The organism is Carboxydothermus hydrogenoformans Z-2901 (assembly GCF_000012865.1).
Lineage (GTDB): Bacteria > Bacillota > Z-2901 > Carboxydothermales > Carboxydothermaceae > Carboxydothermus > Carboxydothermus hydrogenoformans.
In genome coordinates this window covers 321,364-338,523 of sequence record NC_007503.1, presented here as the reverse complement: position 1 = coordinate 338,523, position 17,160 = coordinate 321,364, and the positions used below count along the sequence as shown (strand labels likewise).

Genomic DNA, 17,160 nt, shown 5'->3' with positions numbered 1-17,160 from the left:
TTACCCCGCTACCACAATATTAATTAATTTTTCCGGTACTATAATAACTTTAATAATTTTTTTATCGGCGGTCAATTCTTTTATTTTCGGCGTATTTAAGGCAATTTCCTTTAACTCATCTTCCGCCGCATTTCTCGGAACCATTACCCGGTCCTTGACTTTACCGTTAACCTGAATAACTATTTCCACTTCCTCGGTAATTAGAGCTTCTTCATCATACTCTGGCCATTTTTCTAAGTGAACACTTTGTTTATTGCCCAATGCCTCCCATAATTCCTCGGCAATATGAGGCGCAAAAGGTGCCAGAAGTATCACCAGTTTGTTTAACGCTTCTTTTAAAAGGCCGGGATTAATTTCCCCTTCTTTGTACTGGTAAAGACCGTTCACTAACTCCATAATTGCCGAAATTGCCGTATTAAAGTTAAACCTTTCTTCAATATCCTCGGTTACCTTTTTAATGGTGGCGTGTAACAGGCGATTTAATTCTTTATCTTTTGCCGAAAATTCCCGAAGTTCATCGGATATCCGGTCCTTGGTCTGGTAAATTAGCCGCCACACCCGGTTTAAAAAGCGAAAGCTTCCCTCTACCCCCTGGTCGCTCCACTCTAAATCCCGTTCCGGGGGCGCCGCAAAAAGAATAAACAACCGGGCGGTATCGGCCCCGTATTTTTCCACGATTTCTTCGGGACTTACCACATTTCCTTTGGATTTACTCATCTTGGCCCCATCTTTTAATACCATGCCCTGGGTCAAAAGATTGGTAAAGGGTTCGTCCACATGAACCAATCCCAGGTCATAGAGGACTTTGGTGAAAAACCGGGAATATAAAAGGTGCAAAATAGCATGTTCTACCCCGCCGATATACTGGTCCACCGGCAACCATCTTTCCACCTTTTCTTTGCTCCAGGGCTGTTGTTTATCCCGGGGCGAAGTATAACGATAGTAATACCAGGACGAACAAATAAACGTATCCATCGTGTCCGTTTCCCGGGTTGCAGGTCCACCGCACTCGGGACAGGTGGCATTTAAAAACTCGGGAACGTACTTTAAGGGACTTTCCCCGGTAGGACGAAATTCTACATTATACGGTAAAACTACCGGCAGCTGGTCCTCGGGTACGGGAACAATTCCGCACTTTTCACAGTACAGCACCGGAATGGGAGCACCCCAGTACCTTTGCCGGGAAATAAGCCAGTCCCGAAGCCTGTAATTTACTCGATATTTACCAAATCCCCGCTTTTCCGCTTCTTGGGTAATTATCCTGATTGCCTCTTTGTTGGCTAACCCGGTAAACTCGCCGGAATTGACCAGAATTCCTTCTCCGGTATAGGCTTCCGTTAACTCCTCGGCTTTCAATTCTTGCCCCGGAGGGGTTATTACCACTTTTATGGGCAAATTGTATTTTTTGGCAAATAAGAAGTCCCGCTGGTCGTGGGCCGGCACCCCCATAACCGCACCGGTACCGTACTCCACTAAAACATAGTTGGCTAAAAGTATGGGAATCTCTTCCCCGGTAAAGGGATTTATAGCATAAGCTCCCGTAAAAACCCCTTCTTTTTCTGCGGTCTCGGCGGTTCTTTCAATTTCGGACAAGTACATCATTTTCCGTTTAAATTCCAAAACATCCTTTTCGTACTGAGTCCCCCGGGAAATTTTTTCAACCAGAGGATGTTCCGGCGCCAAAACCATATAGGTTACTCCGAAAATAGTGTCGGGCCGGGTGGTAAACACCGATATTGTTTCCTCATGCCCCTTTATTTTAAAAGTAATTTCCGCCCCTTCGGATCTTCCGATCCAGTTTTCCTGCATGATTTTTACCTTTTCCGGCCAGCCGGTAAGCTTTTTAATATCCTGCAGAAGTCTTTCGGCATAAGCGGTAATTTTAAAGAACCACTGTTCTAACTCCTTTTTCTCCACCCGGGAATGGCAGCGTTCGCACTCCCCGTCTATCACCTGTTCGTTAGCCAGAACCGTCTGACAGCCGGGGCACCAGTTTACCGGAGCTTTTTTCTTGTAGGCAAGCCCCTTTTTATAAAACTGTAAAAAGAGCCACTGGGTCCACCGGTAGTATTCCGGATGACAGGTAGCTATCTCCCGCCGCCAGTCGTAAGAAATACCTAACTCCTTTAACTGCCGTCTCATATTGGCAATATTATCCCAGGTCCAATCCGCCGGATGAACATTACCGTGTTTAATCGCCGCATTTTCCGCCGGAAGCCCAAAAGCATCCCAGCCCATAGGGTGTAACACAGCATAGCCCCGCATCCGCTTGTACCGGGCTACCACATCCCCAATGGAGTAATTGCGGACGTGCCCCATATGAAGTTTCCCCGAAGGATAAGGAAACATTTCCAAACAGTAATATTTCGGTTTTTCCGAAAAATCGTCCACTTCGTAAAGTTTTAATTCCTCCCATTTTTTCTGCCACTTAGCTTCAATAGCTTTAAAATCATACCTTTCTTGCATATTCTCCCTCCAATAGGTAGATATAACAAAAAACTCCTCGCCATCCCCTAAGGGACGGGAGGAGTGTTTTCCCGCGGTACCACCCTACTTGGCAAGAATACAATAATGGTGGAGCTGGCGGGGATCGAACCCGCGACCTCTTCCATGCCAAGGAAGCGCGCTCCCACTGCGCTACAGCCCCACATTCTTGCCCACTTGTTTTGGATAACGGAACATACCGGCCAGAAGTACTTATCCCTCTGGCAACTCCGAGGCGAGTTCACTGTTTGGAGGCTACAGCCTTGCACCCGCCGGCTGCTCTCTTTAAGCCACAAAACAGTTACTGCTCCTCTTCACCGTTTTTCACATTGTTAGTCACATGAGAAATTATATATAAATCATTAAACTTTGTCAACCACATCATGCCGGTAATTTTCGGCTGTCCGCCACAATCTTTCCAAATCGTAAAATTCCCGTTCCTCTTCCACAAACACATGCACAACTAGGTCCCCATAATCCATTAAAACCCAGCGGGCGGCATTTTTACCTTCAATACGGTAAGGAGTTAGGCCGATTTCCGACAGTTTTTCTTCAATGTTATCGACAATCGCTTTGACCTGAATGGTCGAACTTGCGGAAACTATTAAAAAGTAATCGCAAATTGGCGTTAAAGAAGAAACATCTAAAAGGCTTAAATTAAATCCTTTTTTATCCAAAGCGGCATCCATTGCAATATTTATATGTTGAGGTAAAGTTTTTTCCAAAAAGACACCTCCCCTAAATTCCTTTTTATATTATAGCTAAATTTTCGATTTTTTTGCTACTTCCTCCCGAAAATAATTTAAAACCATGAGTGTCCGGGAATCAACCGTTTTATTTTTTTTCGTTAAATATTCCAAGGTATTTTCCAGGGCTAAAAGCATCCCCCGTTTTAGGTCTCGAAAAGAGGCGATTAAAAGCTTCTGCCTTTGGGCAAAGTTTCGCCCCGGTTCAATTAAATCCGCTAAAAAAATAATCATATCCAAATCGGTCATGTCCACTGCCCCCAGGGTATGGCGGGAAACTGCGTTAAAAATCTCTTCATCATAAATCCCCAACATATCCCGGATAAAATATGCTCCCGCGGGAGCATGAAGCACCACCGGATTTAATTTATCTTCAGAGGTTATCTCATATCCCCTGGCTAGTAAGTAGGCAATAAACCTTTCCTCCGGCCACTCCCGGGCTATATCGTGGACAATTCCCGCCAAAAAAGCTTTTTCTTTTTTTTCCGGAAGGTGCTTTTGGGCAAGATAATAAGCGGTCCGCGCAACCCCTAAAGAGTGACTTATTCTTTCTTCCGAAAGGTTTTCCTGTAAAATCCGTAAAAATCTTTTCACAACCCATCCCCCTTAAACCGGAAAAAACCCCCGCAAAATCGGGGGTTAACCATTCCGCTCCCGGGCTTCGCTAACTACCAACTGTCGCCCTTCAACTTCTTTGCCATTTAATCCGGTCATAAATTTTTCCGCATCTTCATCCCGCACTTCAATAAAGCCGTATCCCCTGGAACGACCGGTGCTCTTTTCAAGGATTACCCGAGCTCCTATAACTTCCCCAAACTCCGAAGCTATTTCCTGTAACTGCTCTGACCGGATTTTCCAGGGTAAGTTTCCAACATACAATGTTTTGGTCATCAGATACCACCTTCACCTGTTTATTTTGTATTCTTATTATGGACCGGCCAGCCCGGTTCATACAAAATTACCGGTATAAATTATTTGCAACAATATAATCATATACCTCTACCGGTATTAAATGGGAATAGGGAAGCTTTTCCCTGATTCTCTGCCGGATTAAAGAACTGGAAATTCCAATCTCCGGCATTTCTACCACGATTATTTGAGCCCGATACCGGTTTTTAAGGTATTGGACCTGATTTAAAAAAACTTCTTTGGAAACCCCTGCACGGGAAACCGCAATTATAGGAATCTTTTTTAAAAGTTCTTCGCCTCTGTACCATCCGGTAATTTCCAAAAGGCCATCGGCACCGGTAATGAAGTAAAGTTCATCATGGGGATAAAGTAATTTTAACTCCTCTACGGTATCAAAAGTATACGAAGGCTTGTCCCGCAAAAATTCAATATTACTCACTGAAAACTCCGGATATTTTTTTAAAGCCAACCGTAACATTTGAAAGCGATGCTGTTCACTTATTACTCCCTCTTTTTTATGGGGGGGAATTTTTGCCGGAATAAAGATCACCTGGTTAAGTTTGGCCTGCCAAAAGGCTTCCCGCGCCAGTACCAGATGGCCTAGATGCACCGGATTAAAGCTTCCGCCAAAAATTCCTATTTTAGCTCCGGCCATAACCGGTCCTCCGGATTTTCCAGTTGTTTTTTCATATAATTAACCACCAGCTCATCTATGGCCTGGCTTAAACGGTACACTTCCTCATCCCGAAAATCTTTTTTCCGTTCATATATTTCTACAAGCTTTTCCCGTTCTTTTTGGATTTTTTCCCAAATTTGCTTCATTATATCACCCCACCACATAAGGCAAAGGTATTCGACGTTTAATTAAAAATTCCTGCAAAGTTTTTTGCCTTCTTTTGTCTATATTCGTCGTTATGGTACAATCACAATTAAGAAATTTTATTTTTCGTTGTATATGCTAAAAAGGAGGATTTTATGCTTAAAGAAGTACTAATAGAAAAAATAAAAAAAATGCCGCTTACCTTTCGGGATTTTATGGAATTAGCTTTATACCATCCGGACTACGGATATTATACCCGAAATGTTACCCTTGGAAAAGAAGGGGATTTTTATACTGCTCCAATTTTAAGTAAGAGCTTTGGTTATACTCTGGGAAAATACATCTTCAACCTCTATCAAACTTATGGCATGCCCTTAACGCTGTTAGAATTTGGTGCTGGAACCGGGAAAATGGCTCAAGATATTTTAGTTTGGTTTGCTGCTCAAGGGCTTTTCCCGGAATATCACATTCTTGAAATAAGCGCTCATTTAAGAGAAGTCCAAAGAAAAAATCTTGAATGCCAGCAAAACCAGATAAAGCATCTTCCTGAATTTCCCCAAAATTTTTCGGGAATAATCATTGCCAATGAAGTAGTAGACGCGTTTCCCGTCCACCGGGTAATTTACCAAAAGGGAATTTTTCAGGAAATTTACGTAGGGGTTGATGATAACGGTAAATTTTTTACCTACCCATCCCGGCTTTCTTCCCCCGAAATCGAGTTATACCTAAAAGAAGCCAACATATCCCCCGTTGAAGGGCAGATTTTCAACGTAAACCTGGAGGCAGGTAAGTGGCTGGAAGAAATTTATCAAAAACTCAACTGCGGCGCCTTTATTATAATCGACTATGGCTTTGATACCGCTGAACTCTACCACCCTGCCCGCAGCACAGGTACGCTTACGTCTTTTTCCCGCCACCGCCAAAAAGACCCCCTACAAAATCCCGGCGAGCAGGACATTACCGCTCACGTTGATTTTGGGATGCTCCGGAAAAAAGCCAAAAGCCTGGGTTTTAAGGAAGAATTATTTTTAAGCCAGGGAGAATTTTTAATGAAAGCGGGAATTATGGAGTTTGTAAAACGGGATGACCTTACCCGGCCTTTAGAAAGCTACCAGGAAACTTTAAAAATAAAAAAATTAATCCTCCCCCCAATGGGAGAGGTATTTAAAGTCCTGGTTTTAATTAAAAATTAAAAAAGCTCGCCATAACCAAAGTTATCGTTAAAATAATAATAAAAATAACAGTAACCCAGACAATAATACTTTGCAGGCGATTATTAACCAGCTCACCCATTAGTTCTTTTTTACTGGTTAAAAGCACCATTAAAATTAAAATAATTGGTGATAAAATGCCGGCCAACTGCTGGGTAGCCAGCATTATTCCCACTAATGAAATCTTCGGAAGCAGTATTAATAAAGCACTTATAAAAATCATAAAGGTAAATATACCGTAAAACACCGGGGCTTCGCCAAAACTTTTATCCAAACCCCGCTCAAACCCAAAAGCTTCTGTAACCGCATAAGCCGTAGAAAGGGGAATAACTATTGCTGCCAAAATAGAAGCTCCTAAAAGTCCTATGCCAAATAGTAATGAAGCATACTGCCCGGCCAGCGGTTTTAAAGCAAGCGCTGCGTCCTGGGCTGTTTCAATTTTTATACCAGCTTTATAAAGGGTGGCAGCAGTGGTAACAATGATAAAAAAAGAAACTAAATCTCCCCAGAACGCCCCAAAATAAACATCGAGCTTTTCGTATTTATAATCTTTCAGGCTCAGCCCTTTGTCCGCAATGGAACCCTGCAGGTAAAACTGCATATAAGGGGTAATCGTCGTACCGATCATGCCAATAAAAGTCAGGATATAATCCTTTCTGGGTATAATCGAAGGGATAACGGTAGCCTTAAAAACTTCGGACCAGTTTGGTTTAACCACAAAGGCAGTTATGATATAAGAAAAAAATACGACAGTAAATAAAAGAAGAATTTTTTCCAGCCGGGAATAAGAACCCTTAATAATAACATACCAGATAAAAAATGCCATCAAAGGTACGGAAACAAATTTAGCCACACCAAAAAGTTCTAAGCTTGCAGCAATTCCCGCAAAATCGCCAATGCATACCCCAAGATTAGCAACAAATAAAATCACCATTGCCAAAAAAGTCACTTTTACCCCAAAATTTTCGCGAATAAGATCCGATAAACCTTTACCGGTGACCACCGCCATCCGGGCGTTCATTTCCTGGATTACTGCTAAGCTAAAGGTAATTAACAATAATCCCCAAAGCATGCGGTAACCGTATAACGCCCCTACGGCGGCATAAGTAGCGATACCTCCGGCATCATTTCCCGCATTTACCGTAATAAGCCCCGGGCCAATTATACTTAAAACATATAAACTTTTTTGCAAAAACTTATTAGTTACTTTAAACTTTTTCATGGTGATAACCTCCGGGCAAGAGTAAGTCCATCACATCATCCACTGTTATTATGCCGATAGGCCGATTATCTTTATCCACAACCGGTAAAGCTAAGAGGTTGTATTTAGCAATTACCGAAATAACTTCTTTGGCGCTTGCCCTATCCGCTACCGAAATAATCTTTTTCCGCATGATATTTTTTAATTTCTCCGAAGGCTTGGCTACAATTAAATCCCGCAGGGATAAAACCCCATTTAACTGTCCTTTTTCATTTAACACATAAAGGTAATAAATCATTTCCGCATCCGGCGCCATTTCTCTTAATTTATTAATAGTTTCTTCGGCGGTTAATTCTTCATTAAAAGTAATAAATTCTTTGGTCATAAGGCCACCGGCAGTTTTTTCATCGTATTCTAAGAGTTTCTTAATCTTTTCTTGATCATGTTGGCTTAAAAGAGCAAAGAAACGCTGCCTTTTAAATTCCGGCAAATCTCCTAAAAAATCGGCTACATCGTCACTGGCCATTTGCTCTAAAATTTCCGATGCTCGTTTATCATCAAGATTTTCCAAGATATTAGCAGTAAAGTTAGCTTCCATTTCACCTAAAGCTTCAGCTAAAGTCTCATCGTCTAAAGAATTAATTAGCTTCGTTCTTTCTTTACTGTTCAATTGGGATAAAATTTCAGCTATATCCGAAGGGTGCAAATCTGCAATTTTACTCTGGGGTACCGTCAGCAAAATTTCTGGCGTTCCTTGATAAATTGGCTCCAGGTACTCCCAGGAGATTAACTCTTCCTTTAAATTAAATTTATTGCCCACAAAGCCTACTCCCAGGCGGCGTAAAAGCCCCAGAAGCCCAATATCTACCGCCACCGGCCGGACCGTTCCCTCATAATAGGCAAGTTTAATATCATTTACCCTTACTACTTTACTTCCCAAAATATCGACAATTTGTTTGTCTAAAATATGTTGTCTTAACCAAAGACATTCCAAATTTAACTCATTTAAAGGGATATTTTTTAACCGACGGTTAAAAGCAAGAATGCGGCGGTTTAAAATTTTTACAAAGCTATATTCTACACTATATATTTTTTTACCCCTCTTAACGGCAACAAAGCAAATTTCGGGAAAAGTGTCACTCCCCTTTACTCCAATATCATAAAGTACACCTAATTTCTCTCCGGTAGGATCAATGGCAGGATTCCCTAAGAGCTCCGAAAAGTACATTTCGTTAATGGACATACGCTTCACCACCTATTTTAAAAAATAAAAAAACCTTCCTGGCCGCCGCCAAAAAGAAGGTTGTAAAAACCTTCTCCACTCGTCAAAGCTTTAGCTCAACCTGGCTTAGAGGAAACCCTCAGCTACATTAGGTAAAACCTTAAGCCGGTAATACCTGTTTACCCGTTGGTGTCTCTCGACATTTCCGGGCAGTAGCCTATATCCAGGAAGTAGCCTCACCTAACGAAGAAAATATTCATTTTCACATTTATTTTAAATCGACCCAAAACATCTGTCAAACACCTTATTATATTTGCGTCAATACGCCTAAAAAAAAAAGAACCGTCCCTTAGTTTGCGGTATGGGACGTAAATATGGGAACGGAGTTTAGCCCCGGATCTGGCCGGTGCCGTAGATAACGTACTTGGTGGTGGTTAACTCTTTTAAGCCCATTGGCCCCCGAGCGTGCAGTTTCTGGGTGGAAATCCCAATCTCCGCTCCAAAACCAAATTCAAAGCCATCGGTAAAGCGGGTAGAAGCATTGACATAAACCGCCGCCGCATCCACTTCCTCGGTAAACCTTCTCGCTTTAAAGTAATCCCGGGTAACAATTGCTTCCGAGTGACCCGAACCGTACTTGGTAATATGGGCAATTGCCTCATCTAAATCCCGAACCACCCGCACCGCCAAGATAAGGTCTAAAAATTCCGTGTAGTAATCTTCTTCCGTTGCCGGTAAGGCGTCGGGAATATACCGGCGGGTTACCTCACACCCCCTAATTTCCACACCATTTTCTTTTAAGGCCTTCCCAATTTGGGGTAGGAAAACCGGAGCAATTTTTTCGTGCACCAGCAGGGTTTCCATGGCGTTACATACCGCCGGCCGCTGGCATTTGGCATTAATGATTATCCTTTCAGCCATTTCCAGGTCCGCGTCTTCTTCCACGTAAACGTGGCAGTTACCTACTCCCGTTTCAATTACCGGAACTGTACTGTTTTCCACCACCGTTTTAATTAAACCGGCACCACCCCGGGGGATTAAAACGTCTAAATAACCGTTTAGCCGCATTAAATAATTAGCCGCATCCCGGCTGGTGGTTTTAATCATCCCTACTGCCCCTTCGGGAATTTCCTCGCTCCGGAGCGCTTCTTCCATAAGAGTAACTAAAGCAAGGTTTGAGTTAAAAGCTTCCTTCCCACCCCGAAGGATAACCGCATTTCCTGCTTTAAGGCACAAAGCCGCTGCATCTACGGTTACATTTGGCCGGGATTCATAGATAATCCCTACCACCCCCAGGGGAACCCGCACCTGACCAATTACAAGGCCATTGGGTCGGCGGGTCATTCCGAGAACTTCACCAACGGGGTCGGGAAGTTTGGCTACCTGCCTTACCCCTTCCGCCATATCCAAAATCCTTTTCTCGTTTAACGTAAGCCTTTCAATAAAAGCCGGCGATAGGCCGCCTTTTTTCGCTTCCGCCAGATCCTTTTGGTTTTCGGTTAAAATTTTCTCCATATTCTCTTCCAGGTATTGGGCTATCTTTAAAAGCGCCCGGTTTTTTTGTTCGGTACTTAGCTGAGCAAGTTTTTTCGAAGCCTCTTTGGCTTTCTTAGCTAAATTTAACACTTCATCCATCTAACCATCCTGGTTCAAAAAACTTGACTGTTTTTTATTTTCAACCAAGTCGGCCCCCAGACCAGGTTTTCGCCTCCTTTCGGATATTTGATTTGCCCCCGAGGGGCAGGGCGACAGGGGGCCTCGGCCCGGGAGTCCCACCCGGACGGGAGTGCTGCACCGGAAGGGCACAACCGGTACAGACCGTTCACGCGGGGAAGCTTAAACTTCCACCGGATTGTGTCGGCCTCCCGGTGGGGAACCAGCCCCGCCTCCCGCGTCCTGTTAGGACGCCTACCGGTTTGTCCGGTACCGGCTAAACGGGGTCACCGCAAGGACAGGGCCAATAACTTCAGGTCGTGCCAGACGGAGTAGTATGCTTCTTGCTGCCACGGGGCAAACCCGTTGTGCACAGGAAGCTTCCTGTCCAGCTGCCTCAAGCAGGCCCTGACCTTACGGGTCATTCCTTTTCCTTCCCTCGGTATATCAGGATTGACTTTCCAGGTCAGGTTTTGCTTTATACGGTTCACCAATTGCTTCATTTCTTTCGTTATCCGTTCCTTGAAACCCATCGCCCGGCGGCCTATAACAAGTGCCGCCGCGCAATGTACCGGAACGGCATAACGCTTCATGTACTTCCAGTAACCTATGGTGGACGTGTGCCGGGCAGCTACTACCTTAAAAGATACTCCCTCTTTGACCGCCCTCCGGCACATCGCCTCCACCATCTTGGCAAAGGGAAAGTTGGAAGCCATGCGGTTAAACTTCTTGCTGGTGTCCAGCCTGTCTTTACCAAAATCTAAACCCTCCAGGGTGATAGGCTTGCCCAAAAAGAGGGCAATGTCTACCACCAATTTAGCTAAAACGCCTATCAGGTAATCCCGCCGGAAGCCGGAAGCATAAGTTAGATCGGGCACCTTGATGCAAAGAAAACCGTTCGGGTAAGTGATGACCTGAAATTCTCTTTCATATTTGCCCGGGTTGCCCGGATAAAGGATGCTAAAACCTTCCGGCCAGGGTTCCGGCTGGCCTGAAGCGTTTACATTGCACAAGGCCACTCCATCAGGGTTGGTGTCCAGGGCTAAACAACCCTGAGCAAAGTCGGGCTCCTGTACCCTGCCAAAATTAAACGTCAGATGCACTATATAGCGGCCCTCCAGGGTGCGTATAAGTTCTACTGTGTAGGGCAGCCTCATGGTCAGCCATATCCGCACCAGTTCCCGGTGTTTCTCCGGCAACCACAACCTGCCCTCCACTCTTGGAGCGCGGTTCATCTTCGGGCGGCCCAGGACGTCTTCGCCCACCTTTTCCGAGAGGTGGGAAACAGTCACCGCCAGGTGGAATTCCCCATCCCGGTAAGTTACCTTTATGTTCGGGTTGCTGCCCTTGGTCTCGTCGCCCCGGGAATAGAGACGGTTTTTGCGTGTGGCCTGCCATTCCTCCCGTGTGGCCCGGCCCCTGCTGACTCTTTTCCAAAGTTTTCTCCCGCCAAATACTACCCTGGGTACAGTCCCGTTCTCCCGGTATACTTCCAGTTCAGCCAGCTTCTTCTCTAAAGACGCTACCCGGTTGTTCCGTCCCTTGACCGCTAAACGGAGCTTTTCAATAACTTCCGGTGTAGCTCCTTTTTCCTCTGCCTTTGCCAGCTTCCTCATAACCGGGCCGAGCTTTTTCCTTGCCCGGCCCAATTTCTTTTCCGTTTCCTCAATCTCCAGCTCCAGAAGCTTTTTTTGGCTGTCCAGCACACCTTGTGCCTTAAGCCTGGCGTCGTCCGCATACCGGGAGTTTAGCCCAAAAAGTTCCTGACCGAGTTTTTTAATCTCGTCGCGGGAAGTGCCTTCCAGAAGCCGGTTAAAGGCCCACCGCATACAGGCGCAGAAAAGCCGCATCTCTGTGACAAGAGGGTCTTCCCCGCCCCTGCTCCATTTAGAAGACCGATAGGACGGGTAAACTTCCGGGAAGAACTCCCCGCACACTGTAAAGCTAAATTCATCTTTCTCCTGCTTCTTCGGCATCCCTTATCAGCTCCCGGAAACCCCGCCGGATTTTCCTGCCACCCTTTACACCATACAGTCGGGCCGAAAAAGAAGTTACTATGGCTAACAAGTCCCGGACCAACTCCGTATGCGCGTCCTCAGGCTCTTTCTGCGAAGTGATTTCTATCTCTACGCCGCAGTGTTTTAAATGACGCTCCAGGTAGGCATACCCAAACCTGGCCAATCTATCGGGGTATTCGATAAGTAACTTTCTGAATTCACCCCGTTCGGCACTTTTCAGCACCCGTTCCAGACCACGGCGGTTCTGGTTCAAACCCGAAGCCACATCCGAATACTCCGCCACTACACGGTAGCCTTTTTCCCGTGCGTATGCCCGCAGTCTCTCCATCTGGCGTTCGAGATTTCCAGCGTCGGCCTGTTTCTTTGTAGATACCCGGGCATAAAGGACAACCGCCTCCGGCTCTGCCTTTATCCCGTTTCTAAAATGCGGTTGATTTCCTCTACCGGGTATCTCCGCTGGCCGCTGGGCAACCGCACGGGCCTGATCAGTCCCTGTTTTTCCCATGCCCGCAGCCTGTTCGGGTGTACGCCTAATCTTTTTGCCACTTCTCCAATGGATAAGAGTTCCATACTTTTATGATAACAAAACAGTTAAACACAGTCACTTACAGTGCAATTTATCGAAGCTGCTGCTTACCTCCTTAATCCACCAGCACCAGATTATCCCGGTGAATAATTTCGTCATAATCTTTATGGCCTAAAACGTCAGCAATTTCCCAGGAATGAAGTCCCTTAATTTTTAAGATATCCTGAGCCGCATAATTGGTAAGCCCTTTAGCAATCACCCGTCCCTTTAAATTTTTAACCGCAACTATAGCTCCTGTCGGAAATTCTCCTTCCACTCCCAGCACTCCCGAAGGCAAAAGGCTCTTTCCGCCACTGCAAAGGGCTTCTTCAGCTCCCAAATCAACTATGATACTTCCCTGCACTCTTGCCCCGGATAACAGCCATTGCTTTTTCCACTGCTTTTTCTTTTTCGGGTAAAAAAAGGTTCCAACCTCTTCCCCTCTTAAAATTCGCCGCAAATTGCCATAATCTGCCCGGGCAATTACCATGGGTATCCCCGCATTTACCGCTATTTTCGCCGCCTCTATTTTGGTCTCCATCCCACCGGTACCAACTGCCGTCCCGCTTCCCCCGGCCAGCTGTTCGATTTCCTCATTAATTTCCAAAACCTCCGGAAGAAAACGGGCATTACTATTCTTCCTGGGGTCTGCGGTATACAAGCCATCGATATCGGAAAGAAGAACCAGGAGATCAGCCTCCACCAGTACCGCTACCCGGGCCGATAATGTATCGTTATCCCCAAAGCGAATTTCCTCTACCGCTACCGTATCGTTTTCATTAACCACCGGAACAACCCCGTAATTTAAAAGGGCCGAAAAAGTATGTTTGGCGTTCAAAAAACGCTTCCTTACCGCCAAATCTTCCCCGGTTAAAAGCACCTGCGCTGCGATCACCTGGTATTCGGAAAAAAATTTTTCGTATAAATGCATTAATACCCCCTGGCCTACCGCAGCACATGCTTGTTTTTCCGGTAAATTTTTCGGCTTTTCTGGAAGGGCAAGCCTTCCCATTCCGGCAGCTATTGCTCCGGAAGAGACAATAATTACTTCGAATCCTGCATTTTTTAAATCGGCACATTCCCTTACAAAACGCTCCATAGCCGCAAGGTTAATTTTCCCCGTCTCGGGGTGGGTTAAGGACGAAGAACCGATTTTTACAACCAGCCGGCGGACATTTTTTAATATTTCGCGCATTGTTAACTCACTCCGTTACCCGGCATTTTTGGCCTCCGGTTATTTCTAAAAGCCTTGATACCGTTATTGGTACAGCTGAGTTGGGCGAACCTGCCGCAGCATAAACTACCGGAAACCGCTCCAAAGATTCATCGATTAATATCGGAAGAGGCTTTTTTAAAGCAAAAGGACAAACCCCGCCGGGTTTAAAGCCGGTTAACTCCTCCACTTCTTCCGCCCGGGCTAAACGCATTTTTTCGCCAGTTACCGCTTTTAACTTTTTAAAGTCAAGCTTAACGTCCCCCGCTGCTACCACTAAAACCGCTTTACTTTTACCAACGGCCACAATAGTTTTGGCAATTGCCCCTACTTCCACTCCCAACGCCTTAGCTGCTAAAGGAGCGGTGCTGGTATCGGCATTTAAAACAATTACCTCCACCGGAGGATTTTGCTTTGACAAAAAATCTTTTACACGCGTAAGTGCTTCCATTTTTTCCTCCACCGCCACCCTTTTTGCCAAAACTATACCTTAATTTACCTATAATTTCAACGTTTCTGCCAAATTTTTTCTAAAAACTGCTCCCGGAATTTTTGGTCGGCATAATTTTTTATGTCATTTTTTAACTGCTCGTACAGGACCAGTAATTTATGGGCTTCTGTCGTTAAACTAATACCGCCTTTTCTTCCCCGGCTGCTTTCCACCAGTTTAATCCCCAGAAGCTTTTCCGTAGTCTTAATTTTACCCCAGGCTGCCCGGTACGAAAGGCCAAGCTTTTCCGCCGCAGCTTTTAAAGAACCAAGCTCTAAAGCTGTCTTTAAAATTAAATACCTTCCTTCACCAAAAACTACCGCATTATCCTCTTCTATCCAGATTTTAGTTTTAATTTTCATACCCCTTACTCCTCAAATAATAATTGGAGATAATCGTCTTGATAATTAAGCTTTAAAAACTCTTCCTTTGCCAAATCAAATTTAATTTCTCCATCCTTTAAATACCAAAAGCGCTTACCCCACTTTAAAAGCTCCTTTAAATCGTGGCTTACGTAAATTAAAATCCTTCCGGGTTCTTGTTCTAAGTAGCTTTGAAGATATTTGTTTAGCTCTTTTTTTGTCAAAGCATCAATGCCTGTAAACGGTTCGTCTAAAAATAAATAAAAAGGTTCATAAATTAGAGTTCTAAGAAGATTGATCCTTTGTTTTTCGCCTCCGGACAAAACTTTCGGATTTTTCCTTAAAAGTGATTCAAGTTTATACTTTTCTGTAAACTCCCCAAGCTTTTTCTTAATTATCTTTTCCGGAATTTTCCTAAGCTTTAAAGGCAGTACTAAATTTTCTTCCACCGTTCCCCGGAAAAAATACGGTTCTTGCATTAAATATCCTATTTGCCAGTTGGCATCACGAGAATTGTAAAAAACAGCCCGCAAACTTTCCGGTTCGATTAGTGCGAGACTTCTTAGTAACGTTGATTTACCCGAGCCATTAGGTCCAAAAAGGCTAATTTTCTCTCCCGCAACTACTTTTAACTGGTTAATTTTAAGTATTTGCTTTCGGGCGCGAAAAACCTGCAAATTTTTTACTAAAATCACCGCTAATAACCCTTTCTTTGCCAGTAAGTAAGTGTTCCAACTACGATAAAAGAGATCAACATTAAAATAATACTTAAACCAATTGCCAGACCAAAATTTCCCCGGCCCACTTCCAGTAAAATTGAGGTAGTTAAGACCCGGGTCTCCTGATAGATATTGCCTCCCACCATAATCGAAGCCCCAACTTCGGAAATAGCAGCACCAAAACCGGCAATCACCGCTGCCAGTAACCCAAGCCGTACTTCCTTTAATAACAGGTAAAGTTGCTGGTAACGATTTGCCCCCAGAGCTTTAACCTGACGAAAAAAGTTCTCGGAAATTTGGCTAAAAGCCACAGCGGTAAATACTATTACTTCCGGTAAAGCAATGCAAAATTGAGCTAAAATCATGGCTTTGGGGGTATACAAAAGGTTTAAGTTACCCAGAGGTCCGCTTCGCCACAAAAACATAGTAAGCCAAAGGCCCACCACCACCGGCGGCAGGCCTAAAAGAGCATTAAAGATTCCAAGAATTATTTTCTGACCCCAAAATTTTTTGCCACCTAAAAAAGCACCTATCGGTAAGCCCACAATTGCCGCAAGCAAAGTTGCCGTTAGGCTTACATTTAAAGTAAGATGTAAAATTTGGTAAAGTTCCGGGTCTCCGGTTAAAATTAAACGAATACTTTCTTTAATCCCTTCCCAGATAAATTCCATAAATTCCTCCTATTTTTGCGCATCAGGAATAAATAACGATTGCCCGTATAAATTTTTCTTAAATTCGCCTATCTCTTTTTGGACTTCCGGGCTCAACAAAAATTCAGCAAACTTTTTTGCCCCTTCATAATTTACCTTGGGATACTTTTGCGGGTTTACCAACATAACGTGATAATAATTTATAAGTCCCGGGTCCTTTTCCCGGACAATTGCCAGGTCAATCTTCCCTTTATAAGCAAGGTATGTCCCCCGGTCGGTTAAAGAATACCCCTGTTTTTCCGAAGCAAGCTGCAAGCACGCTCCCATGCCCACCCCTGCTTCCTTGTACCAGGGTTGTCCTTTGGGATTTAACCCCGCAGTTTTCCAGAGACTTTTTTCTTTTTTATCGGTCCCGGAATCATCCCCCCGGGAAATAAAAAGGGCCTTTTTCTCATAAATCCGCTTTAAAGCTTCGTTTAAATCTTTAGCCGATTTGACTCCTGCCGGATCATTTTTGGGGCCTACAAGGATAAAATCATTATGCATTACCGGTTGGCGGTCAATCACATACCCTTTAGCTACTAAGGCCTCTTCATCTTTCGGTGCATGGGTTAAAAGAACATCCGCTTCCCCCTTTTCCCCCATTTTGAGAGCCTGCCCGGTGCCGACAGCCACTATTTTAAGCTTGTAACCGGTTTTTTGCTCAAATTCCGGTTTTAACTGGTCTAAAAGACCGGTATCCACCGTACTGGTGGTGGTAGCCAAAATCACTTCCGGATTTTTCGGAGCGGTGGTTTTAGAAGTAACAGCTCCTTTTTCCTGGCAACCAGCGACCCCAAAAATTAGCAAAAAAAACAAACTTAGCAAACCCAAAATCCGCTTCATTCAAGCACCTCC

Annotated in this window: 19 protein-coding genes, 1 tRNA gene and 1 riboswitch; of the genes, 1 reads left to right on the top strand and 19 read right to left on the bottom strand. The window is 44.4% G+C overall.

Features of this window, described 5'->3' with window-relative positions:
- The 7 genes from leuS to CHY_RS01730 form a co-directional block, all read right to left on the bottom strand.
- On the bottom strand, nucleotides 1–2,466 hold the full coding sequence (gene leuS, locus CHY_RS01760) for a leucine--tRNA ligase (RefSeq protein WP_011343330.1): 2,466 nt from the start codon (nucleotides 2,464–2,466) through the stop codon (nucleotides 1–3).
- 106 nt (nucleotides 2,467–2,572) lie between these two features.
- Nucleotides 2,573–2,647, bottom strand: a tRNA-Ala gene (locus tag CHY_RS01755).
- A 199-nt stretch (nucleotides 2,648–2,846) separates the two neighbouring features.
- On the bottom strand, nucleotides 2,847–3,209 hold the full coding sequence (rsfS, locus tag CHY_RS01750) for a ribosome silencing factor (RefSeq protein ID WP_011343329.1): 363 nt from the start codon (nucleotides 3,207–3,209) through the stop codon (nucleotides 2,847–2,849).
- A gap of 36 nt (nucleotides 3,210–3,245) precedes the next feature.
- Nucleotides 3,246–3,824 (bottom strand): bis(5'-nucleosyl)-tetraphosphatase (symmetrical) YqeK, encoded by a 579-nt coding sequence (gene yqeK, locus CHY_RS01745; RefSeq protein ID WP_011343328.1) that lies wholly within the window; start codon nucleotides 3,822–3,824, stop codon nucleotides 3,246–3,248.
- Nucleotides 3,825–3,869: 45 nt separating this feature from the next.
- On the bottom strand, nucleotides 3,870–4,121 hold the full coding sequence (locus CHY_RS01740) for an RNA recognition motif domain-containing protein (protein ID WP_011343327.1): 252 nt from the start codon (nucleotides 4,119–4,121) through the stop codon (nucleotides 3,870–3,872).
- A 67-nt stretch (nucleotides 4,122–4,188) separates the two neighbouring features.
- The gene (nadD, locus tag CHY_RS01735) at nucleotides 4,189–4,794 is read right to left on the bottom strand and encodes a nicotinate-nucleotide adenylyltransferase (RefSeq protein WP_011343326.1); all 606 of its coding nucleotides are present in this window, start codon (nucleotides 4,792–4,794) and stop codon (nucleotides 4,189–4,191) included.
- The gene (locus CHY_RS01730; RefSeq protein WP_028051527.1) at nucleotides 4,776–4,961 is read right to left on the bottom strand and encodes an aspartyl-phosphate phosphatase Spo0E family protein; all 186 of its coding nucleotides are present in this window, start codon (nucleotides 4,959–4,961) and stop codon (nucleotides 4,776–4,778) included. Before CHY_RS01730 ends, nadD begins: the two co-directional genes overlap by 19 nt.
- Nucleotides 4,962–5,114: 153 nt before the next feature.
- Between CHY_RS01730 and CHY_RS01725 the strand changes: the two genes are divergently transcribed.
- Nucleotides 5,115–6,152, top strand: coding sequence for a class I SAM-dependent methyltransferase (locus CHY_RS01725; RefSeq protein ID WP_011343324.1), 1,038 nt, complete (start codon nucleotides 5,115–5,117; stop codon nucleotides 6,150–6,152).
- On the opposite strand, the gene CHY_RS01720 is transcribed toward CHY_RS01725, so the two are convergent.
- The 12 genes from CHY_RS01720 to CHY_RS01670 all read right to left on the bottom strand — a co-directional run bounded on the left by CHY_RS01720 (nucleotide 6,142) and on the right by CHY_RS01670 (nucleotide 17,148).
- Nucleotides 6,142–7,392: an Nramp family divalent metal transporter gene (locus tag CHY_RS01720; RefSeq protein WP_011343323.1), complete on the bottom strand. Its 1,251-nt coding sequence runs from the start codon at nucleotides 7,390–7,392 to the stop codon at nucleotides 6,142–6,144. The two genes, CHY_RS01725 and CHY_RS01720, sit on opposite strands and share 11 nt — an antisense overlap.
- Nucleotides 7,379–8,614 carry a magnesium transporter gene (locus CHY_RS01715; RefSeq protein WP_011343322.1) on the bottom strand — a complete coding sequence of 412 codons (1,236 nt, stop codon included), beginning with the start codon at nucleotides 8,612–8,614 and terminating at the stop codon, nucleotides 7,379–7,381. Before CHY_RS01715 ends, CHY_RS01720 begins: the two co-directional genes overlap by 14 nt.
- Before the next feature lie 67 nt (nucleotides 8,615–8,681).
- Nucleotides 8,682–8,848, bottom strand: a riboswitch (M-box (ykoK) riboswitch).
- 132 nt (nucleotides 8,849–8,980) lie between these two features.
- A complete protein-coding gene (locus CHY_RS01710; protein ID WP_011343321.1) occupies nucleotides 8,981–10,228 on the bottom strand; it encodes a glutamate-5-semialdehyde dehydrogenase in 1,248 nt (415 codons plus the stop codon).
- Nucleotides 10,229–10,533: 305 nt separating this feature from the next.
- Nucleotides 10,534–12,222, bottom strand: coding sequence for an IS200/IS605 family element transposase accessory protein TnpB (locus CHY_RS01705; RefSeq protein ID WP_011343320.1), 1,689 nt, complete (start codon nucleotides 12,220–12,222; stop codon nucleotides 10,534–10,536).
- Entirely contained in the window at nucleotides 12,197–12,676 is a 480-nt protein-coding gene (locus tag CHY_RS01700) for an IS607 family transposase (protein WP_226986731.1), read from the bottom strand. The genes CHY_RS01705 and CHY_RS01700 overlap by 26 nt, the downstream gene beginning before the upstream one ends.
- The gene (locus CHY_RS13545) at nucleotides 12,673–12,834 is read right to left on the bottom strand and encodes a MerR family DNA-binding transcriptional regulator (RefSeq protein ID WP_226986716.1); all 162 of its coding nucleotides are present in this window, start codon (nucleotides 12,832–12,834) and stop codon (nucleotides 12,673–12,675) included. The genes CHY_RS01700 and CHY_RS13545 overlap by 4 nt, the downstream gene beginning before the upstream one ends.
- A 71-nt stretch (nucleotides 12,835–12,905) precedes the next feature.
- The gene (proB, locus tag CHY_RS01695) at nucleotides 12,906–14,024 is read right to left on the bottom strand and encodes a glutamate 5-kinase (protein ID WP_011343319.1); all 1,119 of its coding nucleotides are present in this window, start codon (nucleotides 14,022–14,024) and stop codon (nucleotides 12,906–12,908) included.
- 7 nt (nucleotides 14,025–14,031) lie between these two features.
- Complete coding sequence (locus tag CHY_RS01690) at nucleotides 14,032–14,493, bottom strand: YbaK/EbsC family protein (protein WP_011343318.1); 462 nt, start codon at nucleotides 14,491–14,493, stop codon at nucleotides 14,032–14,034.
- Nucleotides 14,494–14,549: 56 nt separating this feature from the next.
- Nucleotides 14,550–14,894, bottom strand: a complete 345-nt coding sequence (locus tag CHY_RS01685) for a winged helix-turn-helix domain-containing protein (RefSeq protein ID WP_011343317.1) — start codon at nucleotides 14,892–14,894, stop codon at nucleotides 14,550–14,552.
- 5 nt (nucleotides 14,895–14,899) lie between these two features.
- Nucleotides 14,900–15,589: an ABC transporter ATP-binding protein gene (locus CHY_RS01680; protein WP_011343316.1), complete on the bottom strand. Its 690-nt coding sequence runs from the start codon at nucleotides 15,587–15,589 to the stop codon at nucleotides 14,900–14,902.
- 2 nt (nucleotides 15,590–15,591) lie between these two features.
- Nucleotides 15,592–16,284 (bottom strand): ABC transporter permease, encoded by a 693-nt coding sequence (locus tag CHY_RS01675; protein ID WP_011343315.1) that lies wholly within the window; start codon nucleotides 16,282–16,284, stop codon nucleotides 15,592–15,594.
- Nucleotides 16,285–16,293: 9 nt separating this feature from the next.
- Entirely contained in the window at nucleotides 16,294–17,148 is an 855-nt protein-coding gene (locus tag CHY_RS01670) for an extracellular solute-binding protein (RefSeq protein WP_011343314.1), read from the bottom strand.
- Between the last annotated feature and the right edge of the window lie 12 nt (nucleotides 17,149–17,160).